The sequence below is a fragment of the Maridesulfovibrio bastinii DSM 16055 genome, from assembly GCF_000429985.1.
GTDB lineage: Bacteria > Desulfobacterota > Desulfovibrionia > Desulfovibrionales > Desulfovibrionaceae > Maridesulfovibrio > Maridesulfovibrio bastinii.
Genome location: NZ_AUCX01000009.1, coordinates 150,640 through 165,163 on the forward strand (window position 1 = coordinate 150,640; position 14,524 = coordinate 165,163).

Annotated in this window: 14 protein-coding genes and 1 pseudogene; 12 read left to right on the forward strand and 3 right to left on the reverse strand. The window is 44.2% G+C overall.

All coding sequences use genetic code 11. The annotated features are described in order from the left end of the window. The first annotated feature begins 140 nt into the window (after positions 1-140). The 7 genes and pseudogenes from murJ to fliN form a co-directional block, all read left to right on the forward strand. Positions 141-1,670, forward strand: coding sequence for a murein biosynthesis integral membrane protein MurJ (gene murJ, locus G496_RS0105175; RefSeq protein WP_027178346.1), 1,530 nt, complete (start codon positions 141-143; stop codon positions 1,668-1,670). After that, positions 1,670-2,428 (forward strand): tRNA1(Val) (adenine(37)-N6)-methyltransferase, encoded by a 759-nt coding sequence (locus G496_RS0105180; RefSeq protein ID WP_027178347.1) that lies wholly within the window; start codon positions 1,670-1,672, stop codon positions 2,426-2,428. Before murJ ends, G496_RS0105180 begins: the two co-directional genes overlap by 1 nt. A 52-nt stretch (positions 2,429-2,480) precedes the next feature. Then, positions 2,481-3,815 carry an AAA family ATPase gene (locus G496_RS0105185; RefSeq protein ID WP_027178348.1) on the forward strand — a complete coding sequence of 445 codons (1,335 nt, stop codon included), beginning with the start codon at positions 2,481-2,483 and terminating at the stop codon, positions 3,813-3,815. Next, on the forward strand, positions 3,815-4,768 hold the full coding sequence (locus tag G496_RS0105190; protein ID WP_027178349.1) for a metallophosphoesterase: 954 nt from the start codon (positions 3,815-3,817) through the stop codon (positions 4,766-4,768). Before G496_RS0105185 ends, G496_RS0105190 begins: the two co-directional genes overlap by 1 nt. Continuing rightward, entirely contained in the window at positions 4,758-5,060 is a 303-nt protein-coding gene (locus tag G496_RS0105195; RefSeq protein WP_027178350.1) for a hypothetical protein, read from the forward strand. The genes G496_RS0105190 and G496_RS0105195 overlap by 11 nt, the downstream gene beginning before the upstream one ends. Before the next feature lie 2 nt (positions 5,061-5,062). Then, on the forward strand, positions 5,063-5,707 hold the full coding sequence (locus G496_RS0105200; protein WP_027178351.1) for an AAA family ATPase: 645 nt from the start codon (positions 5,063-5,065) through the stop codon (positions 5,705-5,707). 105 nt (positions 5,708-5,812) lie between these two features. Beyond that, positions 5,813-6,058: pseudogene (gene fliN, locus G496_RS18895) on the forward strand (flagellar motor switch protein FliN); the annotation flags it as partial. Positions 6,059-6,127: 69 nt separating this feature from the next. On the opposite strand, the gene serB reads toward fliN, so the two are convergent. Continuing rightward, the gene (gene serB / locus G496_RS0105210; RefSeq protein ID WP_027178352.1) at positions 6,128-7,339 is read right to left on the reverse strand and encodes a phosphoserine phosphatase SerB; all 1,212 of its coding nucleotides are present in this window, start codon (positions 7,337-7,339) and stop codon (positions 6,128-6,130) included. Positions 7,340-7,496: 157 nt separating this feature from the next. Here serB and G496_RS0105215 point away from each other — a divergent pair, with 157 nt between their 5' ends. The 5 genes from G496_RS0105215 (at position 7,497) to G496_RS0105235 (ending at position 12,573) form a co-directional block, all read left to right on the forward strand. Beyond that, the gene (locus G496_RS0105215) at positions 7,497-8,897 is read left to right on the forward strand and encodes a sensor histidine kinase (RefSeq protein ID WP_027178353.1); all 1,401 of its coding nucleotides are present in this window, start codon (positions 7,497-7,499) and stop codon (positions 8,895-8,897) included. A 626-nt stretch (positions 8,898-9,523) separates the two neighbouring features. Continuing rightward, positions 9,524-10,210 carry a LexA family transcriptional regulator gene (locus tag G496_RS0105220; RefSeq protein ID WP_027178354.1) on the forward strand — a complete coding sequence of 229 codons (687 nt, stop codon included), beginning with the start codon at positions 9,524-9,526 and terminating at the stop codon, positions 10,208-10,210. A 253-nt stretch (positions 10,211-10,463) separates the two neighbouring features. Continuing rightward, positions 10,464-11,306, forward strand: coding sequence for a 3-methyl-2-oxobutanoate hydroxymethyltransferase (panB, locus tag G496_RS0105225; RefSeq protein ID WP_027178355.1), 843 nt, complete (start codon positions 10,464-10,466; stop codon positions 11,304-11,306). Positions 11,307-11,385: 79 nt separating this feature from the next. Then, entirely contained in the window at positions 11,386-11,601 is a 216-nt protein-coding gene (locus G496_RS0105230) for a hypothetical protein (RefSeq protein WP_027178356.1), read from the forward strand. After that, positions 11,602-12,573, forward strand: coding sequence for a membrane protein (locus tag G496_RS0105235; protein ID WP_027178357.1), 972 nt, complete (start codon positions 11,602-11,604; stop codon positions 12,571-12,573). Here G496_RS0105235 and G496_RS0105240 read toward each other — a convergent pair. Next, a complete protein-coding gene (locus tag G496_RS0105240; protein ID WP_027178358.1) occupies positions 12,570-13,742 on the reverse strand; it encodes a hypothetical protein in 1,173 nt (390 codons plus the stop codon). The genes G496_RS0105235 and G496_RS0105240 overlap by 4 nt on opposite strands. 37 nt (positions 13,743-13,779) lie before the next feature. Beyond that, a complete protein-coding gene (locus G496_RS0105245; RefSeq protein WP_342665374.1) occupies positions 13,780-14,316 on the reverse strand; it encodes a 3'-5' exonuclease in 537 nt (178 codons plus the stop codon). Positions 14,317-14,524: the final 208 nt, after the last annotated feature.

The window sequence follows — 14,524 nt, forward strand, 5'->3', positions numbered from 1 at the left end:
AAACCGGATATGCACCGGACTTTGCAGTTGATTGAAATTTGCTGCTGATTCGTTAAGGCTTAGGCTTTGCGCATGTTTTAATAATTTGACCTTCTGATTTTGCTTTAATGGAAAATTCAGGCCGCCGGAGGCTGCGGGAAATGAATACTGAATCGCGTAAAATAGTGCGCAATGCTTCGATTGTTGCCGGAGCTACACTTCTTTCACGCATACTTGGATTTGTTCGCGATCTTATTGTGGCCTATACCCTTGGGGCAGGACTCCCGGCTGACGCCTTTTTTGTGGCATTCAGGATTCCTAATCTGATGCGTCGTCTTTTCGGGGAAGGTTCGCTGACAATGGCGTTTGTGCCTGTTTTCAGCAGAGTCAGAGCGGAAAAAGGTGATCAGGCTGCCGGAGATATGGCCCGGTCGGCCCTGCGCTGGCTGGTTGCAATACTTGGTCTGATTTCAATTGCTGTTTATTTTGGTGCAAGCCCTTTGACCAGATTAATTGCTCCCGGTTTTGAGCGTAATCCTGAACTGATGACGCTTACTGTTCATCTGGTCCGTATCTGCTTTCCATACGTTATTTTCATCTGCGGTGTTGCCCTGTGTATGGGCATCCTTAACAGCAGGGGGCATTTTTTGGCTCCTGCACTTGCTCCATGCGTTTTAAACCTCTCTTTGATAGGAGCTTCACTGGCAGGGTATTACTGCGGTTACAGCGTTGCTGTGAGCATGTCATGGGGAGTGCTCATCGGCGGTTTTCTGCAATGGAGTCTGCAACAACCTTTTTTAAAAAGAATGGGGCTTTCGTGGTTCGGCACCTGGAGTTTCAAAAACTCCGGTGTTCGCAGAATGGGCCGCCTGATGCTGCCCACTGTTCTCGGAGCTGCCGTCTATCAGATAAACATTGTTTTAGGGACATTGCTTGCTTCTTTTTTGAAGGTCGGCAGTGTTTCGTATCTGTATTATGCCGACCGGCTTGTCCAGTTTCCGCTCGGAGTGTTCGGTATTGCTGTGGGGACAGCCGCTCTTCCCAGTCTTTCCGTCCTTGCAGCCAAGGGCAGGAGTGATGAATTCGCTTCAACACTAAAAATGACCATCGGCCTGACACTTTTTATCAGCCTTCCGGCTATGGCCGGTCTCATTGCGTTGGCCCATCCGCTTATAGCTTTATTGTTTCAGCGAGGAGAATTTACGGTTGAGGCTGTAAGGGCCACGGCAATGGCCCTTGTTGCATATTCCGCAGGACTTCCTTTTATTGCGATGAGCAGACCCCTTGTCTCGGCATTCTACGCTCTTGAAGATACCAAAACACCTGTAAAAATAGCCATAGTCTGCCTGTTGATAAATGTCGGGGCAGGATATGTTCTTATGCAGAGCTTTGCTCATGTCGGACTGGCAATGGCTGTTTCCATCTCATCGGCTGTTAACTGCCTTCTGCTTTCATTTTTTATAAACCGCAAAATAAAGCATATCCCGATATGCTGGTCCGGTGCCTTTAAAAGCCTTTTACTTAGCGCTCTGATAGGTGCTGGAGCGTATTACGGTCCACAGTCTCACTGGTTGTGGTTTGCTCTCATACCCTTATGGATGGCTGTGTATGGCTTTGGCTCGTATCTTTTAAAAAGTGAAGAAGCTGTTATGCTTGTTTCAGCTTTTCGCAGAAAGCTTAGGAGAGGGTAATGCCGGATTGCAGTGAGAACCGGAAACACTACCCCAAAGGTCTGGTGCAGCCTGAAAACGGTTTCAGATTTTCTGTGGATTCACTTCTCTTAAGTTGTTTTGCAGTGCCGGGTAATAAGGCCAGAATTTTAGACCTTGGCACTGGGTGCGGGGTTATCCCAATAGGTCTTTTTTTGCATAATCAGGATAAGAACATTCATTTGTGCGGGCTTGAAAGTAATCCTGAGATGCTGGAAGCAGTTCGTACCAATATTAAAAATCTCGGATTTGAAGATGTTTTCAGGGTCATTGAGGGGGATGTGAGGGAAAAGACTCTGCTTGAACCTGAAAGTTTTGACCTTGTTGTCTCGAACCCTCCGTTCAGGGAAAAAGGACGGGGGCGTGAATGTGTTGATAAAGGAAAACAATGTGCCAGATTCGAGGAGAAAGCCTCTCTTGAAGATTTCGTGAGAACGGCCGCTTACGCGGCAAAAGGGCGCGGACGGGTTTGTTTTGTTTTTCTGGCTGAGAGGGTGCTTGAACTTGTGGAGTTTTTTAGAAAATACCGGCTTGAACCTAAAAGGATCAGATTTTGTCACGGAAGGTCTGGCGACCATTCTAAAATTGTTCTGGTAGAAGCTGTTAAAAACGGTAAAAACGGGCTTGTAATTGAATCACCGCTTATCCTCTACAGAGATGATGATATGAGTTCCAGTCCTAATCCTCATTCTCTGGATTTTTGTCCATTCCTTGAAAAAAAGAGCAGCTGCAATCCTTAACAGGGTATATATAAAGCAGGCTTGTTAAAATTGAATACGGGATTTTATGTAGATGATTAAAAAAATTCGTCTGGAAAATTTTCTTGCCCACGGTTCCACCGAGTTGGAGTTTGATGAGGGCGTAACTGTTCTTACCGGACCTAATAACAGTGGTAAATCTTCTATTGTTGAGGCCTTGCGCTGTATTGCCACGAATCCCGCTCCTAAAAATTTTATCCGCCACGGGGCTAAAAAAGCCAAAGTTGAGCTTGAGCTTGAAAATGATGTCAGAGTTATCTGGATTCGTGAAAAAGGTCATGCCCGCTATGAAGTCTATCGCTCCAAAGATCAGGAAGAACCGGAAGTTTATGCTAAATTCGGACGTAAACCACCTGAGGATATACTTGAGCTTATCCGCCTGAACCCTGTTCCGCTTGAGGCGGGGAATTCACTTGATGTCCATATTGGTAATCAGCGTAGTCCGGTATTTCTTCTCGATCAGTCTTCCGGAGTTGCGGCCCAGTTCTTTGCGGCTTCATCCGAGGCTGCGCATTTGCTGGCAATGCAGACAGAGCTGAAAGCTAAAATCAAGGATGCCAAGAGGGATAACAGGAAAATTGAAGTTCGGATGCAGGAAATATGCTCCGAACTCGATGCCATGCAGACCCTGCCGGATGTTGAACTTGAACTGGAAACCGCCCGTGAAATCAAAGTACAGCTGGATGCTCATAAAAGAAGTCTTCCGGTAATTGAAAAAATATTATCCCGGTTCGAACTGTTGAAAAGTGCTTCACTTAAGTCTGCCGGAAGAATTGAATTGCTTGATAAGGCTTCACCGGCTCCGCAGTTGTTTCAGATTGCGAATTTGAAACAGGTTTCATCCAGTCTGGTTTCACTATCCGCACAATTGAAAAAGTCTAAATCCAGAGCAGCTGTGTTGCAGGAGATTGGAAGTCCTCCGGAACTTTTTGATTCTTATAAACTTGCTTCTACAATTGACAACAGCACACGCATTTCAAAATCGCTTAATGTTTTTAATCTGCGTAAAAAAAGGCTTGATAACCTTTTTATGCCTCCGGAAATATTTAATACGCATAATATTTCAACAATGATCCGCAAAGTTTTAGAAGCGAAACTTTTCAGGGATCGTGTCGGGCGCAGGGCTGAAATGTTGAAAGACATTCCGGTTCCACCTGAATTGTTCGATGTTTCCGGTCTCTCAAATATAACTAGCAGAATTAATAAAGTTAAATCTGCTATGTCTAAGGAGAGAACCAGACTTGAAGGTCTGGAAAAAAATAGAGCTGAACTTGAGTCTGTAATCAGGGAGCGTCTTAGTGTCGAAGGACAATGCCCGTTGTGCGGAGCTGAGTTTGATGCTGACAGGTTCATGGAGGATTCCAAGTAATGAAACCCAGATATGGTTCTGTTAAAGGCAACGGACTTTTCCTCGTTGCGGACCCTCATGTTGCAGCAAACCCTCCGGGGCAGAGGCTTAACAGCTATTGTGCGGATATTCTTGATAAGATTGAAGCCTGTCTGAAAGAATCCGCAAAGCGCGGTCTTGTGCCTGTTTTTCTGGGAGATCTTTTTCACTGGCCCAGAGAAAACCCCAATAAACTGCTTGTGGATCTTATTGAGCTGTTCAGAGATTACCGGCCGTTCATTCTTGTCGGGAACCATGATAAATATCAGGCCCGTTTTACCAGCGATGTTTCCCTTGCCGTGCTGGAGGTTGCAGGAGTCATAAGACTCATGAATGAACCCGGTGAGCAGTTTATTTTGCAGACTGATCAAGGCAATGCTCTGATCGGGGCAGCTCCGGACGGTTTTCCAATTCCTAAGTCTTATGAGCGTGAAGAAGGGCTGGTGAGTGTGCTCTGGCTTACCCATCATAATATCGCTTTTCCCGATTACGAAAAGCCGCATTATTCCATCAAAGATATTCCGGGAATCGACTGGGTTATCAACGGTCACATTCATAGACCCAAGGATACTGTAAAAAAAGGTTCCACCACATGGGCCAACCCCGGAAATATAACCAGAATGGTTTTTTGCCGGGGAGCTTTGGAAAAGATCCCGCAAGCCTCAATCTGGAAACCGGGAATTGATGATCTTGAAAAATGGACCGTTCCGCATAAGGATTTTTACGATGTTTTTCCTGATCAGGATTTTCCTCCGGAAGAGGCTCAGGTGCCTTTGAGCGAATCCGGTTTTTTGCGCGGCCTCGAAAGACTGGCCTGGAAAAGGACAAGTGAGGGGGCCGGGCTGAAACAGTTTTTAACAGAAAATTTGAATCCTGAAGATCCTGAATCCGATTTAATCTGGAAACTATATAAAGAGGTTACAAATGCAGAATAATGATCATCAGCATGATCTTGCCCTTGAAAGAGAACTGGCAGAGCTTAAAAAGCAGTATGAAAAATTACGTGAAGATAAAGTGAGAACCGAGCAGAATCTGGACAATCTCAACAGGCAGCTTGGCGAGCTGGAGGAACAGGCCAGAACTGAATACGGGACTTCCGATCCTGAGGAGTTGACTAAACTCCTTAATGACAAGAGGGCTGAAAATGAGCGTCTTGTCGCTGAATACAGAGAGCACATTATTTCTATAAATACCGGACTGAGTGAGCTGGAAAAGGGCGGACAGTAGAGGTGGATTCTTTACACGAACTTCCTGACCTTGAAGCTTTGGAACGCAGAGCGGACAGGTTGAGTGCCTCAGCCGCAGCCAGAGTTGATGAGTATAAGCGCAACCTGCTTGAGCTTGAGGAAAATAGTGCTTTTCTAAGCCTTGCTCCTGTTGCCGGAGAAAAGCTTGAAGAACTCTCTAAGTCGTTGTTCGGTGAACTGCTTGAAGAATTGCAGACAAATCTAACCCACGCCATTAGAGAGATTTTGGGACAGGAACGTGAGGTAAAAGCCGAGCCTTCAATCCGCGACCGCAAAATTCAGGTTGATTTTCAGATTATGAATGACGGAGGGCCGGAGGATATTATGGTCGGTCAGGGCGGGTCCGTGTGCAATATCCTTTCTGTGGGATTGCGGCTTATAGCCCTTTCAAGGCTGGACCCGGAGCAGCACAGGCCTTTTCTGGTTCTTGATGAGCAGGACTGCTGGCTCAGACCTGATCTTGTACCCAGATTTATGAATCTGATCAGCCTTATTGCCGGGCGGCTCGGTTTTCAGGTTTTGGTAATAAGCCATCACCCCCTCGATCTTTTTGCGGGAAGTGCCGATAAGATAGTTGCACTTGAGCAGGATAGAGAAAAAGGCGTGAGACTGTCTTTGGTCAAGTAAAGCGGTTTTACTGGCTGTTTTTACTGGAATGTAGTAGGCTGACAGACAAATCAATTAAATTAAGCGGAGCATTATAAAGTGGCAGCAGATGATGGGCTGAAAAGAATTTTAGATATCCCACTTGATGTAAAAGTCGAAATGGGCAGAACCAAACTACTGGTGAATGAAATTATTCAGTTCGGTCAGGGAACTGTTATTGAGCTTCATAAACTGGCGGGTGAGCCGCTTGATATGTATGTTGAAGATCGCCTGATCGCCCGTGGTGAACTGGTTGTCATCAACGAGAATTTCGGTTTCCGTGTTACCGAAATCATAACCCCTGAAGATCGTATTAAAAATCTGGGACTGTAATACTTCTGCATGGTCGGTATTTGGCCGGTTACATATGAACCGCCGGTGACATTGTATTTTTTTGCAGGGTTAATCTGTTTCCCTATCCCTTAGTCCGATCAGGTACAGTATTGAATCAAGACCATAGTGCGAGATAGCCTGCCCGGCACCTTTTTTTACTTTGGGTTTTGCATGGAAAGCTATCCCCAGTCCGGCAATTGAGAGCATGGGCAGATCATTTGCTCCGTCGCCGACAGCTATAACCTGCTGTAGACTTATATTCTCTTTATCCGCAATTTCTCTTAAAAGCTGGGCCTTGCGCGGACCGTCAACAATAGCTCCTTCGACTTCCCCGGTAAGCTTGCCGTCTCTGACAATAAGCTTGTTGGCATGGACATAATCAACACCCAGCTTCTTCTTAAGATTCTCACCGAAGTATGTAAATCCACCAGAAATAATAGCTGTTTTGTATCCGAACTTCCTCAGATTTGAGATGAGTCTTTCAGCTCCTTCGGTCATAGGAAGCTGGGCTGCTATTTTATCCATTATGGAGGCGTCAAGACCCTTTAATGTCCTTAGTCTGCGTCTCAGACTTTCCTGAAAATCAATTTCGCCACGCATTGCTGATTCAGTAATCCTGCTCACTTCTTCGCCGGACCCTGCGGCTTTTGCAAGCTCGTCTATAACTTCAGTCTGGATCAGGGTTGAATCCATATCAAAGGCGACTATACGTCTGTTGCGGCGGAAAGCATTGTCTTCCTGAAGAGCAATATCCACTTGATCTTCACTGGCCATCTGAAGAAATGCCGAGCGGATTTTATCCAGTTCATGGGGGATACCGCGAACTGAAAATTCTACACATGCATAACGTGGAGCGGGTCCTCCGTCCTGAGGAATTCTCCCTGACAAGCGGTTGATAATATCAATATTCAAGCCGTTTTCAGCAATGATGCCGGTTATTTTAGAAATCTGCTTTCCGGTTATTCTGTCGGCCACAAGGGTCACAATGTGTCTCGGCTTGCCCTGTTCTGAAACCCACAGGCCGTATGTATCTTCTTTAATAGGGCGGAATTTGACATTAACGCCCAGTTCATAGCCTTTAAACATTACATCTTTAATTACCGGAGCAGATTCTGATTCTTTAGGAATGCGGATCAGAATTCCAAGAATAAGCTGGTTGTGAATAACGGACTGTCCTATATCCAGTATATCGACTCCATAGGAAGCGAGTACTCCGGTCAGGGCGGAAGTCACACCCGGACGATCATCTCCGGAAATCTGTATAAGTATTATTTCGGCCATTTTTTTCACCTTTGATTTTATGCGCGGACTTTCTCATAAAACGATGCATCCGTAAATGCTGATAGTTTGCCAGAAATATAAGTTCCGGCTTGCTCCTTTTCTATACTCTTAGTATGGTTAACGGTGTATATATACTTTTTTACCGATGGGTGATGAGATGAGCAACTCCAAAAGCAGTGTTGAAGTTAAAGCGACTGAAAGCGATTCATATTTAAGTGACGGATTCAGGGTTTCCAGTGCTCCGGGTGAAGAACAGATAAAGTTCATCCAGAAGAGAGTGCATGAAAAGATGGATGATTATCGGGAGTACAGCTTCTCTGCTACAGAGAAGAGAGTCCTCATGATCTTTTTTGATCTCGCGCAGGAATTTGATTCTCTTGAAGAATTTTTTTGCGTCAGCACAATGGTCCCCAAGCTTTTATTCAATATCGACAGCAGAATGTATCTGGCTCAGAGCAAAGATGAGTATCAGCCGGTAAGCAGCACTGAAAACGATTCCCCGGTATGCATAAGAGTCCCCCTTGAGATGGAATGTACAGGGGGACATCTATTTGTACCTATTAGGGGAAACCACGAAATAATAGACCAGCTCCCGTTCAAGCCTGAGGGAGATATAATCGGCTGTTTTGAAGTCTATCCGGTTGATGATTTGAGCGAACATCAGATGTTTTTTTTCGAAAAATATGTCAACAGGGTGGGTTTTCAGCTCCACAGCAAGCTTCTTAGGAGAAAAGGTCAGGAACATTTAGAATTTGTCCGCAATCTGGTTAAGGATGTGGGGCATAATGTGATTGTTCCTAATATGTATTTTAAGCTGTTTTATAACCGCTTGCGGGATAAAATAGAAAACATCAAGAAACTCGGTGAAAAGGTTCAGGATCTTGAACCTGATGTTTTGAAAAAGGATCTTGATGAAATGTATACCAGCCTTGTGGAGCAGTTTAATGAAATACACAGTCACTATGAACAGACCAGCCTTTTTCTCGAAACCCTTTTAAGGCGGCGGCATTTTGAAGAGGGGCGTTATATTGTTGAAAAAAGACCCTGTAATCTTTTTAAGCAGATAATTGCCCCGCAGGTTGAAAGGTACCGCAGCAGACTTCAGGAACGCGGTATCAGAATCGATCTTAGTATGGGTGGAGTACCTGATAAGGAAATCAGAATTGTTGCAGACGTCGGATTGCTTTCACAGGTTTACGCGAATCTGTTTTCCAATGCAGTAAAGTATACCAGAGAAGCATATTTCAATGACGGCAGCATAGATAAGTTTGTTGCTTACGGCTGGCAGTATCTTGAAAGCTGTTTCAGCGATGGTAAGTGCGGGTTGAAGATGAATGTCTTTACAACCGGTCCGCATCTGTCAGCTGATGATCGCGGACGTCTGTTTAAGGCAGGATTCAGGGGAGATAATTCCAGCATGGAGTACGGTTCAGGACATGGACTGTTCTTTGTAAGACAGGTGGTTGAACTTCATGGCGGGATCATCGGTTATGAAGCGCAGGAAGGGGGGAATAATTTTTATTTTATTCTTCCTTATGATCTAGGCAGCATTGTTTAAAATTAACAATGTATAATGTTATATAAATGTGTCTATCTAATAAGCAGTATTGCAATATATTATACGCTTATACTTTAAAAGGTGTTCAATAAAATGGTAATTGTGCTTATTTAACCACAATCATCCTCTTTCTTTAATAAAAATAGTTTGTTAAGAAATGTCTAGTTGATCATTTGTGTTCAAATAAATGTTATTGATTGTAGATAAATGCACTAATAACTCTTTATTTTAATCTATAATATTATTTTTTTATTTATTTTTAACGTTATCAAATAATGATTATATATTAAACAGGCTGATATTTTATCTATAAGAGGTATTAAGACATTAATGTCATAGTGATACTGCGTGATCAATTTAATAATTTACAACCTGTTGCAGAAAGATAGTTTGTCGTAGAATTAAGAGAATGTTTAAAGTAAATCTGCTCCTTTGCAGCATGATGTCAGTGGCAGCATTTTTGTGAAGCTTCAGATTTTTTTAAACTAAATTGAAGGTCATATCCGGTCCGGTACAGGGGAATGGAGCCGTCCCGCATTAGACGTGGGTTTTCAAGGCTTTGGGGAACCAGTTAGGACAGACCGTAAAACATAAAATATAGTACGGTTATCAGGAGGTAGTCTAACATGTCTAAATGGTTTGACGAGGCATTGGAAAGAATCAAAAAAGCTACCGGGACAAGAACCCAGGTTCAGCTGGCTGAAATTCTTGATATCAGACAGTCAAGTATTTCAGATGCAAAAAGGCGCAGTTCTATTCCCGCGGAGTGGTATATAAAATTATACAAAACTCATGGTCTCAACCCGGACTGGCTGGCTGAAGGCATCGAGCCGGTTTATCTCAAGCCTGAAAAAGGTAAAGTCGCCGCAGATAATATTTTAAGCGAAACAACAGCCCATTATGGTCAGGTTCAATCCAGAGGCCGTGTGGTGATGGTCTCATCCATGGTCGGCGAAAATGCTGATTCAGACGTATGGGAGCCTTATCAGGTTGGAGAGCTTAATATACCTGAGACTTTCTACAGGACGTCCCTTATCGTTGTTAAAGCTGAGGGCTCTGCAATGGAGCCGATAGTTAAAAGAAATGCTTTTGTCGGCATTGATGAAACCCAGAAGAGACTCATGGCAGGCGATGTCTATGCTGTGCATGTTCCCCATCAGGGTGTCGTCATCCGCAGAGTCTTTTTTGATCCTGAAAAGTCCCGCTTTATACTGCGCCCGGAGAATGACCAGCATCCTGAACTTTTTGTTTCTGTCGAAGAGCAGTCCAAAGTTGTCATAGGAAGAGTTGTCTGGGTTATGCAGGAGCTTTAGCTACCTATACTTTTATTGAAGACCCCTTCTTTTTATCTAGTTATTATCCCCATGTTGAATGTCTTCATATAGTGCATTGTTTTGAATATCCCGTATGTTTTGGATATAAAAAGCCGCGTTCCGAGATTTTCGGGCGCGGCTTTTTGTGCTTTGTGCGGACATTGCAGGAACTGTTGCTCCCTGCTAAGCCAGACCTTTCCCAGTTGATAGATAAATCCATCCCCGGTGCTATCGTTATATTTTCGGAGGTAGAATGAAAAAAATTACGGCTCCAGACATCACTGCCCTAAAAGGACAGCGCAAAATAACAATGATTACGGCTTATGATTATCCCTCGGCCCTTATAGCGGATGCTGCTGAGGTGGATATGATTCTTGTCGGCGATTCTTTAGGCATGGTTGTGCTTGGTTATGATGATACCCTTGCCGTTACCATGGAAGATATGCTGCATCATTGCGCTGCTGTTTCAAGAGGAGCTTCAAAAGCTTTGATTGTGGCTGATCTGCCATTCATGTCATACCACGAAAGTGTCTCTCAGGCTGTCAGCAATGCCGGAAGGTTTTTGCAGAAAACCGGGGTGCGTGCTGTGAAGCTTGAGGGCGGCAGGCCTTACTGCGAACACGTGAGAGCTATCGTCAATGCCGGTATACCTGTGCAGGGTCATCTGGGGCTTACCCCTCAGCATGTGGCTAATTTTGGAGGATTTAAAGCTCAGGGTAAAACCGCTGAAGCCGCAGCCGGACTCCTTGAAGATGCTCTGGCCCTTCAGGATGCAGGCTGTTTCAGCATTGTACTTGAGGCCGTTCCCGCTGAAGTTGCGGAAGTCATTACCGAGAAGCTCGATATTCCGACAATAGGTATCGGAGCCGGTCCGTCAACATCAGGTCAGGTTCTTGTTTTTCATGATATTCTAGGTCTTTTTGATAAGTTTGTGCCTAAATTTGTTAAAAAATATGCCCATATCAGGGAAGATGCGATTGAAGCGATCTCTGAATATCGCAGAGAAGTAAGTGTTGGTGATTTTCCCGGAGCAGAGCAGACAAATCACATGAATGCTGATGAATTGCGCATATTTAAAGATATGCTCAATAAGTAAACAGAAATCAGCCTGATTTTTATTTATGGAATTTTAACGACTAAAAAACGGTGATCATGTGGATACACGGATATTTGATTTGAATCTTTCAATGGAAGCGACTTCCCTTTATCTCCTGCTTGAAGGATTGGGAGCGAAGCAGGCAGTGCTGCTTGAAGATGAATGCAGAATACGCTGGAACGCCGCTGATGAAGATTATGATAAAGGCCGCGAGGAATTATTGTTGCTGAATATCATCGAAAAAAAAGGGGAAGGGCTCAAGCTTGTCTCCCCGGACAGCTGGAGAACTAATTAGATGGAAACTGCTATAACTCCGGCCCTGATCTGGCATGGGCTGGGATATCCTCTTGTCAGGCTTATCTTTTTCATCAGCCTTGGATTGCTTGTAGGTAATATAGTTGAAGGTCTCAGGTGGACCCGTGCCATGGGCAGACTTGCAAAGCCTCTGGTGAAGGCCGGGAGACTCAAGGATATCAGCGGAGCAAGTTTTGCTTTGGCTTTTTTTTCAGGTATTGCCGCGAATTCAATGCTTTCCGAAGCTTATGAAAACGGACGCATAAATGACCGTGAGCTTATAGTCTCCAATCTTTTTAACAGTCTCCCAACATATTTTCTGCACATGCCTACGGTCTTTTTCATTGCCGCTCCTTTTATCGGTAATGTCGCTTTTATATATGTCGGAATTACTTTTGCTGCGGCATGTCTCAGAACTGTTGCCGTGGTCCTCTGGGGTAGATTTTCCCTTGAAGGTGAGGGTAGTAGCGGAGATCTTGATGCTATTCTGAATAAGACTGAGAAACCAAGCATAAAGAGTGTATTGCAGAAAGCCTGGAAGCGTTTTAAACGCAGACTCCCTAAGATAGTCTACATTACAGTGCCCATTTATACGGCCTTCTTCTTTTTAAAGCATTACGGATTTTTTGAGTGGTTCGAGCGATATCTGAGTGGAGGATTATCTTCTTTTACATGGTTCAATCCGCAGACTCTGGGAATTATCGCTTTCAGTATCGCTTCTGAATTCACAGCCGGTCTTGCGGCCGCAGGTTCTCTTCTTCATGCCGGTTCATTATCACCAAGAGGTATAGTCATTGCCCTACTAGTGGGTAATATACTTTCAACGCCCATGAGGGCCGTTAGACATCAGCTGCCTTATTATGCGGGCATATTCAATGGCCGTCTGGCTCTGAAGCTTATGGGCTGCAATCAGATACTCAGAGCTTTAAGCCTGATAGTTGTAGGCTCTGTCTATGTTGTGCTGACTTCCTAACGCTGCTTCGTAAATGTGCAGTGACCTTTCTTATTGCAGGTGATGGTTCCGGCAACCTGACCATGGGCTGAAACCAGACATCTGTTAAGAGCCGCCCCGTTGAATTCATAAAAGGAACTGATGGAATTGTAGAAAGCTTCAAGAGCTTTGCCGTCAAGACCTTTGACTGCATTGTCGTCAATTTCAACAGTGTAGATAGCTCCTTTTCGGGCATGCTTTATAAATACCGGGTTTCCGGCAGCTGATTTAATTTGAGAAAAGGATTCAAGGTCATGCAGTTTCTTACTGTAAAATTTAATTTTATTTTTAAAGAATGATGAATTCGGCTGCATTTTTGATAATGCTTTGTATCCGTTCATATTTTTTTCCAGTTCAAAACCGGGAAGACTTTTAACATAAGAAAGAAGCAGAATCATTTCTTCCTGATCCGCTTTTTCCGAATCAGTCCATTGAGGGCATGCTTCACCAGCTTTTTTGAGATCGCTGTCATACACAAAGATGCAGGGATCTTTACTCATGTCTGGGACTTCAGCCTTAACTTTATTTATAAAAGCCGCAGCGGTTTTCATGGGATCACCGGAGGCGGTGACTATAAAACAGAATTCCCGGTTCATCCTTATGTCAATAATTGTATTGTCTACAACAGCCATCTTCATGGCCTTGCTGATGAATTCCTTGCGGGCCTGATGCAGTTCTTTGCGGCCTTCATAGTGGGCCAGCCGGGCCTTGTAGTAGGAGCTGGAGGGATTGAGTTTCAGCAAAGCTCTATAACCCTTGAGATTGGACTGAACATCAGCCGGATTGAGGCTGTAGACATAAGCATAAAGCAGTTTTTCAAAGTCACTGTCTTTAACCGGTTTTGGAAATCCTTCTCCGGCGCGATTAAAGTTCTGGTAGATAATTACAACCCGGTAGTCTGAAAAATCGCAGGTACCGGATTTCTTCTGCATAATTTTTTTTATCGCAGTTTTGCATTTCACTGCATCAGTTTTTTTATTTGAATCAAGAACAGCAAGAAAAAGTCCTTTTTCACCTGAAAAATTGCTGACGGCAGAGATTGATGATGCCGCCGAGACAAATGCATTGGAGCATACCTGAGCAAAAGAAGTGGATGGTATGATCAGAGTAAGAATAATGATGGCAGAGAGTATGAATTTGCTGGATCTCATGGTTTGTCTGTTCCTTGATTCAAATTTGCTGGTTGATTCAGGCCGGTTCAACCGGGGCTTCTTTTATCACCCCGAGTTTTAAAAATTCCATATAAATTTTACGGCTTATCCAGGCGTCTGTGGCAGCATAGATAATCTGCTGTGAAGTAAGCACCTTGCGGCCCCAGTTGGAGCATTGTACCCCTTTTGAAATTCTGAAACCGAGCAGATTCGCGGCAAGGTTCCTCAGTCCGCAGGTATGCATCCCCAGACCACGGGCAAGGTCTCCGAGATCATGAAATCCTCCCGGAGAAAAACGGGATAGTGCAATAAGCTCTTTGACATCGTTGCCAACGGCTACTCCGGTTTTTATGATATCGGCTGAAGAGAGGATTTCCTTAATTTCATCGGAAAAAGAGATATGGCTTAAATGAAGTAGAAAGACCCTCTGAGCTGTTGCCAGCTGGATAAGAGAAGGGTTGTAGGATACCCCCTTCCTGAAAGCCGGTCTTGTTTCAGTATCAAAACCGAGAATGGGTTCTTTGCCGATTTCGTGCATAGCTGCAGCGACATCTTCTTCTTTATCTATAAGCACAATTTCCCCCTCGTACTGCTGTAGGGGGAGTTCGTTTATTTCCTCTTTGCTAAACTTTCTTTTATATTTTTCAGGTATTTCCATTTGTATTAACGAGACAGTCAATTAATGAAGACCGCGAGTTGGAGCGGCCTTCTTCGCGGCTGGTGGATAAAATGTTGTCCGGGAATTATATGTGTCCGCCCCCGAAGTCGTTATTAAGGAGTAA

Coding starts and splice junctions, on each gene's coding strand:
- murJ (WP_027178346.1), top strand. CDS start 141: ATGAATACTGAATCGCGTAAAATAGTGCGCAATGCTTCGATTGTTGCC.
- G496_RS0105180 (WP_027178347.1), top strand. CDS start 1,670: ATGCCGGATTGCAGTGAGAACCGGAAACACTACCCCAAAGGTCTGGTG.
- G496_RS0105185 (WP_027178348.1), top strand. CDS start 2,481: ATGATTAAAAAAATTCGTCTGGAAAATTTTCTTGCCCACGGTTCCACC.
- G496_RS0105190 (WP_027178349.1), top strand. CDS start 3,815: ATGAAACCCAGATATGGTTCTGTTAAAGGCAACGGACTTTTCCTCGTT.
- G496_RS0105195 (WP_027178350.1), top strand. CDS start 4,758: ATGCAGAATAATGATCATCAGCATGATCTTGCCCTTGAAAGAGAACTG.
- serB (WP_027178352.1), bottom strand. CDS start 7,339: ATGGCCGAAATAATACTTATACAGATTTCCGGAGATGATCGTCCGGGT.
- G496_RS0105215 (WP_027178353.1), top strand. CDS start 7,497: ATGAGCAACTCCAAAAGCAGTGTTGAAGTTAAAGCGACTGAAAGCGAT.
- G496_RS0105220 (WP_027178354.1), top strand. CDS start 9,524: ATGTCTAAATGGTTTGACGAGGCATTGGAAAGAATCAAAAAAGCTACC.
- panB (WP_027178355.1), top strand. CDS start 10,464: ATGAAAAAAATTACGGCTCCAGACATCACTGCCCTAAAAGGACAGCGC.
- G496_RS0105235 (WP_027178357.1), top strand. CDS start 11,602: ATGGAAACTGCTATAACTCCGGCCCTGATCTGGCATGGGCTGGGATAT.
- G496_RS0105240 (WP_027178358.1), bottom strand. CDS start 13,742: ATGAGATCCAGCAAATTCATACTCTCTGCCATCATTATTCTTACTCTG.